The sequence below is a fragment of the Riemerella anatipestifer genome (genome assembly GCF_009932355.1).
Taxonomy (GTDB): domain Bacteria; phylum Bacteroidota; class Bacteroidia; order Flavobacteriales; family Weeksellaceae; genus Riemerella; species Riemerella anatipestifer_E.
In genome coordinates this window covers 1-19,928 of sequence record NZ_LEKU01000018.1, presented here as the reverse complement: position 1 = coordinate 19,928, position 19,928 = coordinate 1, and the positions used below count along the sequence as shown (strand labels likewise).

Here is a 19,928-nt window from a genome sequence, read left to right as displayed (position 1 = left end):
ACACACACACACACACACACACACACACACACACACACACACACACACACACACACAAATAGTTTCGTGGGTATGCGTCGTATTATCTAGAAAATTTTTTAGACTTTTATTGTTGATAAATAGCACTCCCCCAACACTGGTTGGGGGTATTTTGCGTTTAGCATACGCCAAGTTTTGTTTTCATAAATATCTGCTAGAAGCCTCCTTAGTTCATAAGTTTAATTTGTTGTTTTGGTTAGGGGTTTCTAGCGTACAGAAGGGGTATTTTGCCCTTTCTGTCTTAGCCTTCCTCCTCGTTTTGTGTGTGTTGAGAGGAGGGAGGTGTTTTTTAAGGCTAGAGGCGAGATATAAGAGTTTAGAACTTAGTATAGCCTCACCAATCCTTAAACCGAACCTCCAACCTCTAATACCCAATATCTAACCTCTAATATCTATAACCCTTTAAATATTAAACCTTATGAAAAAGATTTTATTATGTGTGGTGTTTCTGCCTTTAGTGCTGAACGCCCAAGATTACAGCGGCAGAGTGGGCATCAATACCAAAGAGCCACAAGCCACTCTAGATATTTCCAAGAAAGAATTAAATACACTCCCAAGTGGTCATACGCAGGGCGTATTGTTTCCAGAGTTTAGCACTACCGAGCGTTCTACCTTTACCAACCCTAAAAAAGGCACGATGATTTACAATACCGACAAAGAGTGCATTGAGATTTATAGAGGCATTTTGGGAGGTGTCTACCAATGGGCATGTTTGCCCGATGTAGGGAGTAGCAAAGCCCAAAGCGTAGCGGTAACCCCTCAAGGGTTTGAGGGCTCTTATGTGGGTGGTGTTCCGCTTACCGCTACCAATAAAGTCAAATTTAAGTTAGAAAACAATTCGTTTAGTAGCGTTAATTCTTCATTTGCCGATGCGGTAAGTATTCAGAATGGCAACGCCAGCATTAGCATTACTGGTTGTAGTTGGACGCTACTGCCTTCGGGTACTGGGGGTAATTGTTTTGGAAATAATACCGTTAATTTAGCTTCGGGTCAGGCAGCATTATTAACTTACATCATGAGTGGCACACCCGAAACAGGCACTTTGACGGCTAATTTTAGCAAACTCGGGGCACAAGCCGACCAACAGACCCAAGTAGGTCTAGGCTCTGCCACCATTACCTCACCGAAGACTGCGTATGTAGTATCGCTTACTTATGATGGGACGACCCCAAAAACAGAGGTTCAAGGTAAAATCAACAATACCACAGATAAACTCATTGTAAAAATTCCTTATACCAATGGTAGTGGTTCTTATAATGCCGTAACCTCTCAAACCATAACCACCGCATTAGGTGAGGGTAATGATACCAATACCCTAACACTCACAATTCCTGCAGGGAACTTTGGCGTTAATGGGGATTTAGAGGCGACCATTACTGTTGGTGGAGGCGATGGGGAGTATCTCGTAAAAATGTTACCACCAGAGCAAGAGTACATTATTGCCACCATACCTTACACGCTTAACGGACAGCAGTATAGTGTAGTGCTTAAAGGCATTGGCGGTATTCCTGACCGTTGTTTTGGTAAGACCACTTTTGACTGTGTGGGTTATGGTTCAACTACAGAAAAAGAACACCAGTTTATCTATCTTCCTATCCAAGGACCAGATGGAAAAACTTGGCTTAACAACAACCTTGGGGCGGAGTATGCTCGCGTAGGTTCTCAATGGTTTAACCCAACGCGTCAAGCTGGGGCTTTAGATTATACAAAAACTGCCACCGCAGAACTGCTTTCTACCCCTACTGCCGAGCAGATTAAAAAAGACTGGCGGGCGTACGGTTCATTGTTCCAATGGCAGCGTAACCCTGATGGGCACGAACTCATCACTTGGACAAATGCTACAAGTGGCACACCTAAATACTCAGGTTCTGGTTCTGTATCCTCATCTTGGACTAACGCTGGGACTAATAAGTTTATTCCTTACAATAATTCAGGGGCTTCATGGGTAAATAGTTCAACCAACCAATCAGGCCCTCATAATTTATGGCAGATGAATGGTTCTAACAATCCTTGTCCTGTGGGTTATCATGTTCCTACTCACGCGGAGCAGGTGGCTTTACATAATGCCATTACAGGACAAAGTTTAGGTAATAGTTATTCTTCTTCTTCAGCGATGTGGAACGAGCAGTTGCTCCGCCTGCCCGCCAGTGGTCAGCAAAACGCCGACGATGCCACGCTCAGCCTTCAGAGTAACTACGTTTGGCTGTGGAGCAGCGAGCAGTACGATAGCAACTACACGTGGTACCTATGGTTCAATAGTGGCAGTAGCTACGCGGGCTACCGCAGCTTTCGTGCGTATGGCTTTAGCGTCCGCTGCATTAAAGACAACTAAGTGGGCTTAGCTCAAAAAAACAAAAGGGTAAAACACCCACCTTATATATAAGATAAATAAACTAAAGTATAACCTAAAAAACTAAACAATTATGGCAGAAAGCAAAAACAACATTATTACCCATGGGCTTAGTGGCAAGGTGGGAGACCTTATTATCTTTAGCCAAAGAAATGGCAAAACCATAGTGTCTAAAGTGCCACAAAAGACAGACAGAAACTCAACCAAGCAGCTAGAGCACCAGCAGAAGTTCCAAAAAGCAGTACTATATGCCAAAAACGCACTACTAGACCCTAGTTTAAAGGAGGCTTACGCCACAGAAGCCGCTAAAAAAGATGGCATTACCTCTTATAATATAGCCGTAGCAGACCTCCTAAACGCTCCCAAAATAGAAAAAATAGACCTTTCTAGTTACACGGGCAAAAAAGGAGACCTTATAAAAGTACAAGTGTATGACGACTACAAAGTAGAGCAAGTAAGCGTACACATCTACAATCAAGACGGCAGTTTGGTAGAAGAAGGCACCGCCACGCTAAAGGGGCTAGACTGGGTATATACCGCCAAAGCCAACAATGAGGAGCTATCGGGGGACAAAATCATCATCAGAGCCACAGATACCCCAGCCAACCTTGTAGAGCAAGAAACCCTACTATAAAGCAGGGCAAAAACACAAAGCCCACCAGCAAAAAGGCAGACCGTTAAGGTCTGCCTTTTTTTTAGTTGGTAATAAAAGTATAACAAATAAACCAGCCCAAAACCTAAAAACAAAACCACCCTCCTAGCTTATAGAGAACTTATAGCGACCTTATAGCGGTGCACTTAAAAAAGAAAACTTAATATTAAAATAAAGTTAAATCCAAATAAAAGGCTCAATTCTTGCATTACTGTAGAAGTTATAGTTTAATTTATAAAATCTATCATTATTATAAATTTAATTGTTTTTATAAATTAAAATATTCCGTTACCTTTGCATCAATAACTCATTAAAATAATACAAAAAAATATGGAAAACACAGGAAAATGTCCGTTTCCACATGGACAACAAGAACAACCAAAATCAACAGGAAAATGTCCCGTAGCACACGGAGCAAATACCGAAATGGGAGACTCTGTAATGGAGTGGTGGCCAAAAGCACTTAATTTAGACATTCTACATCAGCACGATACTAAAACTAATCCTTTAGGAGAAGATTTCAATTACGCCGAAGAATTTAAAAAATTAGATTTAGAAGCCGTAAAAACCGATCTTAAAAACCTAATGACCGAAAGCCAAGATTGGTGGCCTGCAGACTGGGGACACTATGGGGGACTTATGATTCGTATGGCGTGGCACGCCGCAGGTACTTACAGAATTGCAGACGGTAGAGGTGGCGGAAACAACGGAAACCAAAGATTTGCCCCGCTTAACTCTTGGCCAGATAATGCCAATTTAGATAAAGCTCGCCGTTTACTTTGGCCTATCAAAAAGAAATACGGTAACAAACTTTCTTGGGCAGACCTTATGATTTTAGCAGGAAATATGGCTTACGAGTCTATGGGCTTAAAGACATTCGGCTTTGCAGGTGGTAGAGAGGATATTTGGCACCCAGAGAAAGACATTTATTGGGGTTCTGAAAAAGAGTGGTTAGCCGCAACAGAAAACAGATATGAGTCTGATGAAAACCGTGATAGTTTAGAAAATCCGTTAGCGGCTGTGCAAATGGGCTTAATATATGTAAACCCAGAAGGTGTAGACGGCAAGCCAGACCCTCTAAAAACAGCAAGAGATATGCGTACCACTTTTAAGCGTATGGCAATGAACGATGAGGAAACGGTTGCACTTACTGCTGGAGGACATACCGTAGGGAAAGCCCACGGAAACGGAAATGCTGCTCTTTTAGGTGAAAGTCCAGAAGGAGCTAATATAGACGAGCAAGGCTTTGGGTGGAACAATCCTCACTGGGACGGAAAAGCAGCCAATGTAGTAACCAGTGGTTTAGAAGGTTCTTGGACGACTCACCCAACTCAGTGGGATAATGGATTTTTTGATTTACTTTTCAAATACGAATGGGAACTTAGGAAAAGTCCAGCTGGAGCGTGGCAATGGGAACCTATCAATATTGCAGAGGAGGATATGCCTGTAGATGCGTCTAACCCAAGCGTAAAGAGAAACCCAATGATGACCGATGCGGATATGGCACTTAAAATAGACCCTGAATACCGCAAGATTTCGGAAAAATTCCATCAAGACCCTGCTTATTTCTCAGAAGTATTTGCGAGGGCGTGGTTCAAATTAACACACAGAGATTTAGGACCTAAGAGTCGTTATTTGGGAGCAGATGTGCCTCAAGAAGATTTAATTTGGCAAGACCCAATCCCAACGGTAGATTACACACTCACCGATGCAGAAGTTAAAGAATTAAAAGAAAAAATTCTTCAAATAGGTTTAACTCGCACCGAGCTTATCAATACAGCGTGGGATTCAGCAAGAACTTTCAGAGGTTCAGACTTTAGAGGAGGGGCTAACGGAGCAAGAATCCGCCTTGAGCCACAAAGAAACTGGGAAGGCAACGAACCAGAGAGGTTAAATAAAGTATTAAATGCTTTAACGCAATTCCAATCAACTTTAGCCAAAAAAATCAGTTTAGCAGACCTCATCGTACTAGGAGGAAGTGCTGCCGTAGAACAAGCAGCAAAAGAAGCTGGTGTTGAAGTAGAAGTTCCATTCTATGCAGGAAGAGGAGACGCTACACAAGAAATGACCGATGTAGAATCTTTTGAACCACTAGAACCACTACACGATGGTTTCAGAAACTGGGTAAAAAAAGAATATGCCGTAACGCCAGAAGAAATGCTACTAGATCGAGCTCAACTTATGGGGCTTACTGCACCGGAAATGACAGCTTTAGTGGGTGGTATGCGAGTACTAGGCACTAACTATGGTGACACAAAACACGGTGTATTTACTCATAGAGAAGGCGTACTAACCAACGATTTCTTTATAAACCTCACCGATATGAATTACGCTTGGAAGCCAGCAGGAAGCAATCTTTACAACATTGTGGATAGAAAAACAGGCGTTACCAAATTTACTGCCACTCGTGTAGATTTGGTGTTTGGCTCTAACTCTATTTTGAGGGCTTACGCAGAAGTTTATGCCCAAGACGACAACAGAGAAAAGTTTGTAAAAGACTTCGTAAAAGCATGGGCAAAAGTAATGAATGCGGATCGCTTTGATTTGAAATAATAAAATTTATTTAACAAAAAATACCCCTTTACTCATCATGAATAAAGGGGTATTTTTTTGAAAAAAGTCGTATTTTTGCGTCTGTAATCTATAAAATTAAATTAAAATGAAAAAACTTATTCTCCCTTTTGTAGCTATGGCTACTTTTGTAGCGTGTAATAACAATGACAGACTAGAGGAAACGCCTGTTGAACAGTCGGTTCTACCTATTAAAATGAAAAGTGGCTATTACGATGAGCAAGGTACTTTTCATTTACAGTCAGATGTTAGGCTGGATTATTCAGGTAATAAACTTTCAAAAATCACCTATTTAGAAACAAGTCAAGACGGTAGTCAGTCTACAGATGTCACTACGATTACATACCAAGGGGATTTAATTACCAAAATATCAGATCCCGAAAGCACTTATACATTTACATACGATAATCAGGGGAATCTGATTAAAGAAGTTGAAGAGTATGTTGGTGAGAATACTATCTATACACGTACTTGTAACTATACTATTTCTGGGAATAAAGTAACGGCTAATTACACACAAACCAACACTTATAGTGGTAGCAGTAATACAAGTGAGGGGACTATTGTTTTTACTTTGGATGCTAATAAACAGGTAATTCATTCTTTAGATACTAGTAAGTCTTACCAATCGACACATGAAGCTACTTATGTTTATGATACTAAAAATGCCGCTTTTAAAAATGTAACAGGTCTTGACAAGTTAAGCTATAGCTCTTTTAGAGGAGAGCAACTTTCGGTGCCTCATAATATCATCGCATCTAGTGAAGAGTACAAATCTTCCTACACGAATAATCTTTCAGAATATAAACACCAGAATGAGTACAATACCCTTAATTTCCCTCTTAAAAAAGATATTTTACACAAACAAGAGGATGGGAGCTTTAAGAAAACAAGTACCATTACAATAGAGTATAATAAATAATCTAAAACCATATTGACGTAAAAAAATCGCCTTCATCATTTGGAGGCGATTTTTGTCTAAAATAATTAGGGCATGCCGGCTCCCTAACCCCAAAGCTAGTGCCTCGCCGTCGGGCTTTCGGCTATATCTTTTTCTTTTTTTCAACACCAAAGCCCAATCCCAAAAAAGAAAAAGGATACCGCCTCTATCCCTCACGCACCATCACATTATTAAAAAAAATTGAGTTCAATCATATAGATTAAACCCAACTCTTCCAAAAATTATATATCAACTTTATTTCCTACGAATTTTCTAACACATATTGGAACATTAGAGGTGCACAAATCGTAGCATCACTTTCCACGATAAATTTAGGTGTGTCTATATCTAATTTACCCCAAGTGATTTTCTCATTTGGTACTGCCCCAGAGTATGAACCGTAAGAAGTGGTTGAATCTGATATTTGGCAGAAATAAGACCAAAACGGAATATCGTGCATTTCCATATCTTGATAAAGCATTGGTACCACACAGATAGGGAAATCTCCCGCAATACCTCCTCCAATTTGGAAGAAACCAACTCCCTTACCACCACAGTTTTTAGTGTACCAATCAGCTAGATAAGTCATATACTCTATCCCTGATTTCATCGTAGAAGGGTTTAATTCTCCTTTGATACAGTAGCTAGCAAAGATGTTCCCCATTGTAGAATCTTCCCAACCTGGTACAACGATAGGTAAATTTTTCTCAGCAGCCGCTAACATCCATGAGTTCTCTTTAGGTATTTCATAATACTGCTCAAGTACACCAGATAGTAGCATTTTATACATATACTCGTGAGGGAAATATCTTTCTCCTTTAGCTTCTGCATCTTTCCAAATTTCTACAATGTGTTTTTGAAGTCTTCTGAAGGCTTCCTCTTCTGGAATACAAGTATCCGTTACACGGTTAAGACCTCTCTCTAATAAATCCCACTCTTGCTGAGGTGTTAAATCTCTATAATTAGGCACTCTCTCGTAATGAGAATGTGCTACCAGATTCATCAAATCCTCCTCTAAATTAGCTCCTGTACAAGAAATGATTTGAACTTTATCTTGTCTTATCATTTCTGCTAGAATCTTACCCATCTCTGCGGTAGACATTGCTCCCGCTAAGGTAATCATCATTTTACCACCATCTTTTAGGTGTGCTACATAACCTTTAGAAGCATCTACTAATGCAGCAGCATTAAAGTGTAAATAGTATTTTTCTATAAATTCAGTAATCGGTTTACTCATAATTTTTTATTTATCGCAAATATAAGGATTTTTAGATTTATACCTATCTAATCTCATTTACTTAAAAGTAAAAAGCCGAAGTATAAACTTCGACTTTTTTATCTTATTACCACAATTATTGATTGGTAAAAATCAAATTGTTAGTATTTGTTACTTGCTACCACCAAACAATCCACCTAATAGACCACCTAGTCCTCCACTTTGTTGTTTGTTGTCTCCTCCACCTAAGACACTTCCTAAAATATCATTGAGCGGATTACCGCCTCCTTGTTGTGATTGTCCACCACCTAGAACACTTCCGAGTAAATCTGTAAGAGGATTACCTCCACCTCCTTGTTGTGCTTCCTGAGAACCTTGTCCTAAAATACCTCCTAGTAAGTCCGAAAGTCCTCCTCCTGAAGTTACATTATTTTCTCTCTTTTGTTTTCCTATATATCCCATAATAACAGGAGCTAACATCGCCATCAAAGGTCCTATTTTATCCATAGAAATCCCTGTATTTTGAGAAAGCTGATTTTCTACAGTTGATTTTTTATCTCCAAAAATGTGACTTAGAATGCTATTACCTTCCTCTTGTCTATTTTCTACCTGACTTACATCATCTAATATACTACCATCATGGTCTTTTTCTAAAGCATTATTAAGTGCTTCTGCCTCTTTTTCATCTTTAGATTTATTTCTAAGGTAAGAAATTACTAGTGGCGTTGCTACCACCAATAAAGCCATAATTTGACTTTTGCTAATTCCAAACTTTGATTCTGCTTTTTCTGCTACTTGTGTTCCTGGGTTTCCTGTGATAAGGTCTAATAAACTCATTTTAATTTAAATTTTTATGTTGTTTTGTAACCTATCAAAAACCATTCCTAATTTTTAAATATAGGTACATTACTGCAAGCTTCCCCAAACATCAAAGATTTAACAATTGGCTTTAATTTTTCAACTAACTCAATATAAGCATTTTCTGGAATATTTTCATCTGTACAACCTTTTACTAAAACTCTTTTATCTTTTAGATTAGAAAAATCATAATCATTTAGAGCTTGATGCATAATGAGTAACTCTAACTCATCTTTATCACCATAAATTACCTTCTTAGCAATTCCAGATAATTGAGATGCAATTAAAAAATAAGCCCACAAAGGGACAATGGCTTCCGCAGAGTTATAGATGTAAACATAAGCATCTTTATATGAATCTAACTCTAGCCCCTTCACTTTTTCTCTGAAATCTTTTTCTTTAAGAACCAACTCTTGGAATAAAAATGGCTTCAAATCTATCCCTAACCTTTTCCCTTTAGGGACTAAAGAAGATAAATCAAAATTAACTAATCCGCTTTCTGCGACTTTATTTTTAATCTCTGACATTGCTTTTATAAAATGAATTTAGCCCATCAATTATTTAAAATTGATATTATACTTTACATTTTTGTAGTCGTCTAGACTTGCTTTTAAAGAACCTACTGCAAGCTCCGCTTTTAGTTCCACGGGGATATGATTAGCATCGTTTGTTACCCACATTGTTACTCCTTCTTGGTCTTTAAATACTCGTCCACTCATTACCGAAGGGATAATTTTAAGACATTCTACCTTACCAAATTTAGTTCTTTTGGTTTCTACACCCGTAACTCTCAACTGGAAAGGAAACATTTCATCATCAATCCATACATTCATTTTTATGCTTGTTCCTACTTTTAATGCAGAATTATCTCTACTTCTTAAGTAATAGAAAGCAGAAAGCATATCTTGTATACCTTTGACTGATTTTAGAGTTTTAGAACCATTAGACGGTGTTTTCTTATCGGTTAAAATAAGTGTTTGGTTGGAATGATTAAAAACCGTTTCTAAATGCTGTCTATAACTACCCTCTTGCACATTTCGCACATAGAAGCTAGGTAACGCAGTGCTGATATTGATATAGCTTTCATAAAGGTCTTCTACCTTGAAGAAAGCCCTTACAGCTCCCGTGGTTTTACCTGTTCCTTTTACATAATAATGAGGTTCACCTTTATAGGTTGTCTCCTTAATATTAAGTGTAGCATAACCTGCGTTTAATATTCCATAATGAATTCTATAAGTTAAAGTTTCTCCAGACTTAATATTGGTAATTTGCGACCACAAACCTGCCGAAATTACAAGAGTCATTAAATATAATATCTTTTTCATACTTTTAAAATTTACAAATACTTTGCCAACTCACCCCATAACATTATGGTTTATGTAACTAAAGTTACGATGTAGTTTCAACAAAATTAGTACTTTTGCAAAGATATATAATTTAATTCCAAAGTTTTTTACATATTATGATTACTACAGATTTACTCATTATAGGAGCAGGACCTACGGGGCTTTTTGCCGTTTTTGAAGCAGGATTGTTAAAACTCAAATGCCACATCATAGACGCTTTGCCACAACCTGGTGGACAATTAGCTGAACTTTATCCTAAGAAACCTATTTTTGATATACCAGGTTATCCGTCTGTAAATGCGGGAGAGTTGGTGGATAATTTAATGGAACAGATTAAACAATTTCAACCAGGGTTTACTCTAGCAGAAACTGCTGTAAGTCTAGAAAAAATAGATGATGAATGGTTTGAAGTAATTACCAATAAAGGAACAGTACACCGTGCCAAAGCAGTAGCAATAGCAGGAGGGTTAGGTACTTTTGAACCGAGAAAACCTCTTCTAGAAAACTTAGAAAAATATGAGGAAAATGGTGTGGAGTATTTTGTAAAAGACCCAGAAGTTTTTAGAGATAAAAAAATTGTAATTGCAGGGGGCGGAGATTCTGCTTTGGATTGGAGTATCTTTTTGTCTAATGTAGCTAAAGAGGTTACTTTGGTACACAGACGAAATGAATTTAGAGGAGCCTTAGATTCTGTAGAAAAAGTACAAGAGCTGAAAAACCAAGGTAAAATTAACCTTGTTACACCTGCAGAAGTGGTAGAGCTTAAAGGTTCTAATACTTTAGAAAGTATTGTGATAGAGCGTGAGGGTGAAAAAACGGAAATAGAGACAGATTATTTCATTCCTCTTTTTGGACTTACACCAAAACTCGGTCCTATCGCTGATTGGGGACTAGAAATAGAGAAAAACTCTATAAAAGTAAATAACGCTCTAGACTACCAAACCAATAGAGAAGGTATTTATGCTATTGGTGATATCAATACTTATCCTGGTAAACTAAAACTGATTTTATGTGGCTTCCATGAGGCAACTTTAATGTGCCAAAGCGTTTACAACAGGCTTAATCCTGGTAAGAAATATGTGCTAAAATACACTACCGTGAGCGGTGTTGATGGGTTTGATGGCAGTAGAAAAGAGGCAGAGAAAGCCGTTGTTAAAAAAATAGACTAAAAATTATGGCTGATATTCAACTAAAAATTACTGATAGAGAGGGTGTACAGCACGACATAGTAGCTCCCACAGATATGTCTATGAACCTTATGGAGGTGATAAGAGCTTACGAATTGGCAGAGGAAGGTACTGTAAGTGTATGTGGCGGAATGGCGATGTGTGCGTCTTGTCAGGTTTATATTCTTAATGATGTGCCTCTACCTAAAAAAGGCGATGAGGAAGAAGCAATGCTTTCCGAAGCTTTTGATGTTAAGGAAAACTCGCGTCTAGGCTGCCAAATCCATATAACGGAAGAGATAGATGGCTTAGAGGTGGAAATAGCACCTTATTCTTAGAAAAATAAAAAAGAGGCATCATAAATTGCCTCTTTTTTTATTTAATCCATTTGATTATACTTTCTCATCAGTTTTTCGTAGAAGTTTTGTGGCAATAGCCATTTTAGAGGTACGCCTATCTTCTGCCCCAACTTACCAAAATAATAGTGGGCTTTCCATTGTTTTTTAGTCAAAAGATTTTCTATATATTCAGCTACTTTTATAGGCTCTGTGCCGTCGTCCACATGAGCGTTCATCACTTGGTAAACTTTATCGAAAGTATTTTTGTACGGCTCCGATACTTGAGATTGCACTCTGTGATTGGCAATATTAGTCTTGATGTCGCCTAAATGCAAAGAACACACTTTGACACTCCATTCGGAAACTTCGTACCTCATCGCTTCCGTCACTTTATCCAAAGCAGATTTTGAGGCAGAATAAAATCCTCTAAAAGGCAAGCCCATCTCGCTCCCTATGCTAGAAATATTGATGATAGCACCTTCTTTTTGCTCCCTCATACTTGGCATTACTGCGGTCATCATCTGAGCTGCTCCCACCAAATTAAGATTAAAGAGTTTATGTATATCTTCTTTAGACGCATCTTCTACCGCTCCTACCATACCCATACCCGCATTATTGATGAGAATATCTATCGCTTTTTCTTTTGATAAGATGTGATTTATAGCTGACTTAACTTGCTCGTTTTCGGTAATATCTGTTGCGATGGAAGTAAAATAAGAACTCTCCACTGTTTTTCTACTCAACCCATAAACAGCATAGCCTTTCTTACCAAAATATTCTGCTAAACAGAACCCTATCCCAGTAGAAGTTCCTGTAATTACCATAACTTTATGCTTTGCCATACTTTTACTTTTCTTTTGATAATGTTTTAAAATCTTCCCAAAAACAAGGATACGATTTTTCTACTACACTTGGGTCTTCTATTTGTATATCTCCCACCAACGCATACGGCGCAAAACTCATCGCCATACGATGGTCGTGATAGGTTTTAATACAAGGTATTTCTTCCACTTGGAAAAACCTCACACCTTTGATGGAGTCTTCAGTAATTTCCGTTTCTAAGCCTATCTTTAACAGTTCGTTTTTGAGAGCGACTAGCCTATCCGTTTCCTTCACTTTAAGCGTGGCTAAACCTTTAATTTCAAAAGGAATACCCAATGCCGCCGCCGTTACACAAACGGTTTGAGCAATATCAGGACAATCATTCATATTCAAATTGATTTTTTGAGGCTGTTTAAAATCTTTTATAGGTGTTAAAACTAAGCGTTCTCCATCTTGAAATTGAGTTTCTACTCCAAAAAAGTTCCTATAAATCTTTACTAAAGCCTTATCGCCCTGCATAGAGGCTTCCTTAAAACTTTCTAAAGCCACCTGTTTCTTCCCAATAGCCACCAATGAATAAAAATAAGACGCCGAACTCCAGTCGCTTTCTACCGTATATTCCTTGTTGTCTATTGCAAGTTCTTTTTTTAATGGTTTGACTTCGATAGTTTGACCTTCAAATTCGGTTTCAATGCCTAAATCAGAAAGCATCTTTAAAGTCATTTCTAAATAAGGACGAGAAGTGATGTTCCCAAGTAAAGCTATTTTCAACCCTTTTTCTAGAAAACCAGCTACCAATAACAACGAACTGATAAACTGAGACGAAACCTCCGCCGAAATAGAAACTTCATTCTTATATAGTTTCTTCCCTACAATCTTTAATGGTGGACAACCTTCTTTTTCAAGATAAGTAATTTCTGCACCCAAACTCTTTAAAGCCTCCACAAGTGGAGCAATGGGACGTTGTTTCATTCTGTCTGAACCTGTCAATATGGTAGTTCTTCCTTCTTGGACAGCAAAGTAAGAGGTTAAAAAACGCATTGCCGTCCCCGCGTGATGAATATCTATCACCTCATCATTAGAGTATAAAGCCTTTTGTAAAAGCTGGGTATCTTGAGCGTTAGACAGGTTGTTAATGTGTAAATTCCCCAATAATCTTTGCAATATCAAAAGTCGGTTAGATTCACTTTTAGAACCTGATATACTAATGGTTCGGTTACCCAAAAGCTCCGATTGTTTTAAATAAAGGTGCTCCATTCTATTTTTTCAGCTTTTCATTATTAGCGTGCCTTTCGGCATCTCGTTCGGTTTTTAGCTTCATCTTCTTATCAAATGCCGACTGCAAGTCCACTCCCGTTTGGTTAGCTAAACAAAGTGTTACAAAAAGTACATCTGCCAATTCTTCACCCAAATCTTTAGTTTTATCTGTTTCTTTTTCGCTTTGTTCTCCGTATCGTCTTGCGATAATCCTTGCTACTTCGCCCACTTCTTCGGATAAGATAGCCATATTCGTTAATTCATTAAAATAACGAACACCCACAGTCTTTATCCATTCATCTACTTGATTCTGTAATTGTTGAATTTCAGCCATTTTGAAAATTAATTATTGATATGCCCCTATACTTGGGTTGTTAGTTCTTGACACTTGTGTAATATCTTTTGGTGCTTTCTGAGCCGAAATGAGATTGGCACTGCCTTTTGCAGGTGATTTATCTTGCAGTCTTAAATTCATTTTTGAGGTAAAATAATTCACGAAAAGAGGGTCTTCATTCTTTATAGAATTAACCACCGATGCGTTACCGTCCCAAGTATAACCCGAATCCGAACCATATTTAACCAACGAATTTTGTAAAGAATAATCAAAAACTTGCCCTATACTAGGCTTTAAAACGATAGCATTATTTGACCTTCCGTAAACAATGGTATTTTTAAGTTGAAGATTTAATGGTGCATATACTTTTTGACCGTTTGTGTCCGTCCATTCATTATAAGCCTCTATGCCCAAAGGTGTATAAACGGATTTTAATGAGAAATAATTAGCCAATGTTGCGTGTAGCAAATCGTAAGTTCCACCTTTAAAGATACCTATATTAGCCGAGCCACAGTTGTTAATCACTAAATTTTCTGCATTTACCATAGCGTTAATCCCTTTAATCCCATAATCTTGGAAAGTATGGATAATGGTATTTTTTAAACTTACTTCGGCATGGTTGGCTTCAACCCCTGTGTTTCCACCGAATATTTTAGCGTAGTTTACATTAGCTCTTGCTCCTTGCTCTAGTACTATACCGTCCCAATTTGCAGGAATAGTATCGTATCTCACCTCGTTCCTATGCCCTCTCATAATAACTTCCTTTTGGAAAGCCCCATTGATGTTCAGCTCGGAATTTTTAGCAATCTTTAGTCCCGAATTTTTATAAAAATAGACTTTAGTCCCTTCTTCTATTGTGAGCGTTTTACCTTCTGCAAGTTGTAAAGTTCCGTAAATAATTTTAGCCTTAGTAGAGTTCCAAGTTGTGTTTTCTGTAATTATTTTAGGGTTATCTTTGGTTGAAACAAAAAACTCTGCATCTTGTACTACGGAAAGTAGCGTTACCTTTTGACTATCATTCTTACCAAACAAAATTTGGTCTTCCACCACCATTTCCGTGGTAGTTGCCACTGGAGCTATTTCTACGAAGATATAAAGGCTGTCTTTTCTACGAAGTACCACATCTGCAAAATCAGTCCCTGCCCTGCCATCTACATTGATACGGTATGGAGAGGCACCGCCCTTTTCTAAATGGATTCTAGGTATTTTAATATCTTTATCCTCATCGTTATAGACCTTTATGGCATAGGTTTCTGAACGAGTGTTATGATAAACGGTATCTAAAACTAAAGTGTCCTTAGAAAATCTCAACGGTAAAGAAGGTTCTTCAAAAGCAATCTCTTGCCTACAAGAAACTAAAAATAAACTCATTAACAGAACAATACCTCCTAGGATTGATTTCATTTCGTTTTATATTTAAGCCTTTCAAAGATAGAAATTTTTATTCTAAAAAAGTTTTTGCAGAATTAAAAAAAAACTCTATTTTTGCAGTCTAAAATTTATAGTAAAAAAGCGACGCCATTACACCGCTTAGTTATTAAAATTAAATTAAAAAGTTAAAAAATCATCACAATGAAAAAAGGAATCCACCCTGAAAACTATAGATTAGTTGTTTTCAAAGATATGAGTAACGATGAAATGTTTCTTTGCAAATCTACTGCAGAAACTAAAGACACTATCGAGTACGAAGGTCAAGAATATCCACTAATCAAAATGGAAATTTCTTCTACTTCTCACCCATTCTACACTGGTAAAGTAAAATTAGTAGATACTGCTGGTAGAGTAGATAAGTTTATGAACAAATACAAAAAATTCGCTAAAAACTAATTTTTTGTCAAAACATATTTTAAAACCTTCCTAGATTTGATTTAGGAAGGTTTTTTAATTAAATTAGCCCATCATTAAAATTTTAATTCTATGCAAATTATATTTTCTGACGCTCAATATTGGGGAAACTTCCTCCCACTTACCTTTACTAGACCCATCGCTGAAATGAGATGCGGCATACTTACTTTTTCTGAAAGATGGCAAAAGCTACTTGACATTCAGCACACCGCTTATATTACAGAAGACTATTTACAAAATAAATTCCCAAAGCCACAGGCTGAGGAAAGTCTTTTTTTAGTTCCTAACTTTATTCCTACAGAAAATGTACTAAACCAAATTAAAGACCTTAAACTTGGTGAGGCTCTCGTTTATGAAGATGAACTGATAGCGGCAAGAGTAAATATGAAAGATTTTTCTCTAAAACAAATAGAGAAAATGACAGATATTACAGAACATCTTACCTTTTTTAAAAGACCGTCTGATTTGTTCGCATTCAACGATAAAGCGATAGATTTTGATTTTGAACTCATTACCAAAGAAAGAACCTCTCAACCTCTTTCTGAAACCAACGGCTTTTTAGGTAACCCTGAAAACCTCTTTATAGAAGAAGGTGCTAGTATAGAATACGCTACCATCAACTGCCAAAAAGGGAAAATATACATCGGAAAGAATGCAGAAGTAATGGAAGGCTGTAATCTAAGAGGTCCTATTGCTTTGTGTAATAATGCTATTTTCAACCTAGGTGCTAAAATCTACGGTGCTACTACTATTGGACCTTATTGTAAAATAGGCGGCGAGGTAAACAACATTATTTTCTTTGGATACTCTAATAAAGGACATGATGGTTTCTTAGGTAATTCCGTGGTGGGAGAATGGTGTAATTTTGGAGCGGATACCAACTCCTCTAATCTAAAGAACAACTACGCTACGGTAAAGCTATGGAACTACCAGTCTAAAAAATTTGAAGATAGCGGATTGCAATTCTGTGGACTGATTATGGGCGACCACTCAAAAACGGCTATCAATACCCAGCTTAACACTGGGACTATTGTGGGCGTGGCGGCTAATATTTTTAAAAGTGGATTTCCACCTAACTTGGTAGAAAACTTTAGCTGGGGCGGACAAAGAGGAGATGAAAAGTTTAATCTAAAAAAAGCCTATGAAGTTGCTGAAAAAGTAATGCAAAGACGAAATGTAACCTTCTCCGAAGACGACCAAAATATCCTTAAATGGATTTACGAAAACTACTAAGCAAACTATTTAATATCTCTTTTATATAAAATGAAAATCACTTGAAGATACATTCCTCAAGTGATTTTTTGATTAAAATAAATACTTCTAGAGTTAAAACTTATTTAGCCAATAGGTCTTTTACTAAAGATTTTAGTTCTGTAATCTCTGCTTTGAGTGCTTTTACTTCTTTGTCCTTTTCTAAAAGGTGTAAGTAAAGTTCCTCTATTTTCTCTACATTGGTAAGCTGAGTTGCCATAAGGTCTATATAACCTTGCTCTTTGATAGCTTCTGCAGATTGATACCCTGGCAAATGCCCATTAATCTTTACAAAATCTTCTACTTGGCTTAGGGTTTTAAAGCTATAATCTGCCTTTAGGCTAGAAGTACCTGTATAATACTTTTGAAACACATAGTCTGGGAAGATAGTAGCCCCGTTAGAGCCTTTGATAGAAGTTGCTGTAATTGAACCCACCACATTAACCTCATCTCCAAAATGTACTTTTCCCAAATTAGTGTAAATGGCATAATTATTATCTGTAGCATCATTAACATTGTCTAAATAAATCCCATACATATTAGTAGGTTTTGATGATGATGCTTGTTTATGTATATATTTAAAACCATATAAATTACCTAATGTGCCTGTAAAATAATTATATGTACCTGTTTCTGCCTTTATAAAAGACATTTCATTTATGGTTCCTGTACCTCCGGCGTAAACAATACCATTTATACCCTCTAAAGCATTTACATTTCCTGCATTAGCTCCCAGAGTAGAGTAAAGACCTATAGCTGAAATTCTATTGGCAGCTCCCGTAGAATTCCAATAAGATTCACTTCTGTTAGCCAATGCGTAACCAGAACTAGATAAATTTCCTTGCATAACTGATATACCATTTGCTACCCCTATAAGATGTTGTACACTTCCCGAATTTGCAAATGAAGCAACATTTCCTCCTAAGCCAATAACATTACGAAAGCTATTGTTATAATTTTTATAAATACTAACTCCGGTAGAAACTCCTGTCCTATGATCTACTACATTTGGTAAAGAACTATCGGACCCATCTAAAATTAAATTAGCATTTAAAGATGATTTACTGCGTATCCCATTTTCAGTAGATCCTCCTATTTTAGAGGCTTTTGCAGATAATATAAATCTTGGACCTTCATTAAACTCAAACGGTTTTGTTATCATTTGCTTATTTACCCCATCCCAATATTCTATATTATCTGATGTGGTAAAATCTGTATTATAAAACTGCCCAGTTGCATTATTATAAAAAACAGTATTATTAAAAGGAGCTGTACCACTTCTTTTTAACTCTATTCTTTTGTTGGTAGGGTTATACACCCACTCTTGTCCGTCTTGGCTAGCGCCATCGCTTAATCTTACCCATTTACCAGTAGATACATCCGTAGTATCTTCTGTGGCATTAGGGTTAGCAAAATAATAAAACCCTGGGGTTACATCTACCTGCTGACCTTGTGTTGCGGTATTAGTTCCTGTTTTACCTGTTGCTGTGTTATACACCACCATACCATCAAAACCTGTTTTGAAATACTGATATTGCCCTAAGTCTGATATATCAAAGGCAAAAGTCGTAAGGTTGGTTCTAGGGAAATTAAGTCCCTTTCCAAGACTAGGAAGTGAAGTTTCTGTAAAACCACTAGCATCTAAAAATGCATTTTTATTAGGGGTTGTATTAGCGTCTGAGCCTACATTTATCTGAGAAAATGCCATAATGCTCAATAGTAGAGCAGATATTGTAAGAATATTTTTTTTCATTGTTTATAAATTTTAAAGTGATTAGAATCCTCCGATTACATACCAATTGATACCATCAGACTGTATTAAATGTCCTCTATTTAACGAAATGGTAGAATTGTTTTTAGGAGCATTTGCAGTATAGGTTATTAAACCTGCCGAAGCATTTCTTATAGAAATTATTCTCCCCTTATTTAGGGCTGCTTTTGGTAAAGCGGCATTAGTTAAACCGTTGGTTAATACAATAGCAAAATCATCCGCTGCCCACTCATCTTCTGTTATATTAGCTAATACTTTGATATTACCAAATAATGCTCCTGCTGTACTACTAGCTCCCGCACCCATTTTTACCCAAACACCCCCTTTAAAGAAGTAGAAGCCCGTTGCATCTACATTAACCGTTGTTCCCGAAGCTGTACCATCAGCCACAGAGTCAATATAAAGTAATGTAGATTCTGTAACAGCAGTTCCCATATTAGAAGCTCTTAGACGACTAACACGGGGGATTAAAATTCCTTCTTTAGTAGTTCCACTTTTGTTAGTATTGGATATTTGAATTTCCAATGTGGCATTAGGCTCCGAGGTGTTAATCCCCACCTTGCCATCGTACAATCCTTGCTGTCCGTAAGCCATTAAGCCAAAACCTAAAAAAGCGAATACGCTTAATTTTGTCATTTTTGTTGTCATAAAATTTAATTTTAAAATTGTTGTTAATTTATTTTTCTTGTAACCGTTTTTTACTTGATTTCCTTTGGGCTTAAAACCGCAGGCGTCTCGTTTAAATTTTCACGCCTGTGGTTGCCCAACCGCACGCCTGCGGATTTTTTTTTCACGCGTGCGGTTTTGTCGCCCTCTGCTAGAGTTTTTCGTAGCTTAGCGTGGCGAGCATCTTTTTCAGGTCAGAACCTGGGGTAAAGACCACCTTTGCATTTTTAATGGCTGCTGAGGTTACTTCCTCTTCTTTGGCTTTACCCTCACTACTGATGCTCACCCTCATACTACCCAGTTCGCCTAAACGGATAATCTGCCCTTCGGCTAGAGAAGACTGCATCACATCTACCAAAGCATAAAGCACCGCTCTGATGTCCGCTCCACTCACGGTAGAGATTTTCTCAATGTCTTTAGTCAGACCTGCTAAAGTTTTTTCACTGACTACATTGGCAGAAGCGTAGTATTTTTTCTCGCCTCCACCGGCAACTCCTGGTTGCCCT

At 37.5% G+C, this 19,928-nt stretch carries 19 protein-coding genes; 8 read left to right on the top strand and 11 right to left on the bottom strand.

Annotated features, from left to right (window positions below):
* Positions 1 to 457 precede the first annotated feature (457 nt).
* The 4 genes from GXW81_RS07340 (at position 458) to GXW81_RS07325 (ending at position 6,534) form a co-directional block, all read left to right on the top strand.
* Positions 458 to 2,371 carry an FISUMP domain-containing protein gene (locus tag GXW81_RS07340; protein WP_161531795.1) on the top strand — a complete coding sequence of 638 codons (1,914 nt, stop codon included), beginning with the start codon at positions 458 to 460 and terminating at the stop codon, positions 2,369 to 2,371.
* A gap of 91 nt (positions 2,372 to 2,462) precedes the next feature.
* A complete protein-coding gene (locus GXW81_RS07335) occupies positions 2,463 to 3,023 on the top strand; it encodes a hypothetical protein (RefSeq protein ID WP_161531794.1) in 561 nt (186 codons plus the stop codon).
* 348 nt (positions 3,024 to 3,371) lie between these two features.
* A complete protein-coding gene (katG, locus tag GXW81_RS07330; RefSeq protein WP_161531793.1) occupies positions 3,372 to 5,594 on the top strand; it encodes a catalase/peroxidase HPI in 2,223 nt (740 codons plus the stop codon).
* Between the two features lie 106 nt (positions 5,595 to 5,700).
* Complete coding sequence (locus GXW81_RS07325) at positions 5,701 to 6,534, top strand: hypothetical protein (protein WP_161531792.1); 834 nt, start codon at positions 5,701 to 5,703, stop codon at positions 6,532 to 6,534.
* Between the two features lie 280 nt (positions 6,535 to 6,814).
* On the opposite strand, the gene GXW81_RS07320 is transcribed toward GXW81_RS07325, so the two are convergent.
* The 4 genes from GXW81_RS07320 to GXW81_RS07305 all read right to left on the bottom strand — a co-directional run bounded on the left by GXW81_RS07320 (position 6,815) and on the right by GXW81_RS07305 (position 9,951).
* The gene (locus tag GXW81_RS07320; protein ID WP_161531791.1) at positions 6,815 to 7,789 is read right to left on the bottom strand and encodes a deoxyhypusine synthase family protein; all 975 of its coding nucleotides are present in this window, start codon (positions 7,787 to 7,789) and stop codon (positions 6,815 to 6,817) included.
* A gap of 150 nt (positions 7,790 to 7,939) precedes the next feature.
* Positions 7,940 to 8,605 (bottom strand): DUF937 domain-containing protein, encoded by a 666-nt coding sequence (locus GXW81_RS07315; RefSeq protein ID WP_154137570.1) that lies wholly within the window; start codon positions 8,603 to 8,605, stop codon positions 7,940 to 7,942.
* 47 nt (positions 8,606 to 8,652) lie between these two features.
* Complete coding sequence (locus tag GXW81_RS07310) at positions 8,653 to 9,153, bottom strand: DUF2480 family protein (protein WP_154137569.1); 501 nt, start codon at positions 9,151 to 9,153, stop codon at positions 8,653 to 8,655.
* Between the two features lie 30 nt (positions 9,154 to 9,183).
* Positions 9,184 to 9,951 (bottom strand): DUF3108 domain-containing protein, encoded by a 768-nt coding sequence (locus GXW81_RS07305; protein ID WP_185153016.1) that lies wholly within the window; start codon positions 9,949 to 9,951, stop codon positions 9,184 to 9,186.
* Between the two features lie 137 nt (positions 9,952 to 10,088).
* Here GXW81_RS07305 and GXW81_RS07300 point away from each other — a divergent pair, with 137 nt between their 5' ends.
* Both GXW81_RS07300 and GXW81_RS07295 read left to right on the top strand, forming a co-directional pair.
* A complete protein-coding gene (locus GXW81_RS07300; protein ID WP_013446920.1) occupies positions 10,089 to 11,141 on the top strand; it encodes an NAD(P)/FAD-dependent oxidoreductase in 1,053 nt (350 codons plus the stop codon).
* Positions 11,142 to 11,146: 5 nt separating this feature from the next.
* On the top strand, positions 11,147 to 11,476 hold the full coding sequence (locus GXW81_RS07295) for a 2Fe-2S iron-sulfur cluster-binding protein (protein WP_161531790.1): 330 nt from the start codon (positions 11,147 to 11,149) through the stop codon (positions 11,474 to 11,476).
* 41 nt (positions 11,477 to 11,517) lie between these two features.
* Here the strand turns inward: GXW81_RS07295 and GXW81_RS07290 are convergent, their stop codons facing one another.
* Genes GXW81_RS07290 through GXW81_RS07275 form a run of 4 tightly spaced genes read right to left on the bottom strand, consistent with a single transcriptional unit; the run spans position 11,518 to position 15,293 of the window.
* A complete protein-coding gene (locus GXW81_RS07290; RefSeq protein ID WP_161531789.1) occupies positions 11,518 to 12,318 on the bottom strand; it encodes an SDR family oxidoreductase in 801 nt (266 codons plus the stop codon).
* 4 nt (positions 12,319 to 12,322) lie between these two features.
* Positions 12,323 to 13,555 (bottom strand): 3-phosphoshikimate 1-carboxyvinyltransferase, encoded by a 1,233-nt coding sequence (locus GXW81_RS07285; protein WP_161531788.1) that lies wholly within the window; start codon positions 13,553 to 13,555, stop codon positions 12,323 to 12,325.
* Between the two features lies 1 nt (position 13,556).
* On the bottom strand, positions 13,557 to 13,889 hold the full coding sequence (locus GXW81_RS07280) for a nucleotide pyrophosphohydrolase (protein ID WP_004918256.1): 333 nt from the start codon (positions 13,887 to 13,889) through the stop codon (positions 13,557 to 13,559).
* A gap of 12 nt (positions 13,890 to 13,901) precedes the next feature.
* Positions 13,902 to 15,293, bottom strand: coding sequence for a hypothetical protein (locus GXW81_RS07275; protein WP_161531787.1), 1,392 nt, complete (start codon positions 15,291 to 15,293; stop codon positions 13,902 to 13,904).
* A gap of 168 nt (positions 15,294 to 15,461) precedes the next feature.
* On the opposite strand from GXW81_RS07275, the gene GXW81_RS07270 reads away from it, so the two are divergent.
* Together GXW81_RS07270 and GXW81_RS07265 are read left to right on the top strand one after the other, a co-directional pair.
* Entirely contained in the window at positions 15,462 to 15,716 is a 255-nt protein-coding gene (locus GXW81_RS07270) for a type B 50S ribosomal protein L31 (protein WP_004918253.1), read from the top strand.
* Between the two features lie 90 nt (positions 15,717 to 15,806).
* The gene (locus GXW81_RS07265; protein ID WP_161531786.1) at positions 15,807 to 16,967 is read left to right on the top strand and encodes a GlmU family protein; all 1,161 of its coding nucleotides are present in this window, start codon (positions 15,807 to 15,809) and stop codon (positions 16,965 to 16,967) included.
* A 100-nt stretch (positions 16,968 to 17,067) separates the two neighbouring features.
* Here the strand turns inward: GXW81_RS07265 and GXW81_RS07260 are convergent, their stop codons facing one another.
* From GXW81_RS07260 to GXW81_RS07250, 3 genes are all read right to left on the bottom strand, one after another.
* The gene (locus tag GXW81_RS07260) at positions 17,068 to 18,738 is read right to left on the bottom strand and encodes a hypothetical protein (RefSeq protein ID WP_161531785.1); all 1,671 of its coding nucleotides are present in this window, start codon (positions 18,736 to 18,738) and stop codon (positions 17,068 to 17,070) included.
* 21 nt (positions 18,739 to 18,759) lie between these two features.
* Positions 18,760 to 19,404 carry a hypothetical protein gene (locus GXW81_RS07255; RefSeq protein WP_260393568.1) on the bottom strand — a complete coding sequence of 215 codons (645 nt, stop codon included), beginning with the start codon at positions 19,402 to 19,404 and terminating at the stop codon, positions 18,760 to 18,762.
* A 169-nt stretch (positions 19,405 to 19,573) separates the two neighbouring features.
* Positions 19,574 to 19,928, bottom strand: a 355-nt coding sequence (locus GXW81_RS07250) for an HU family DNA-binding protein (protein ID WP_161531784.1), incomplete at its 5' end; no start/stop codon positions are given.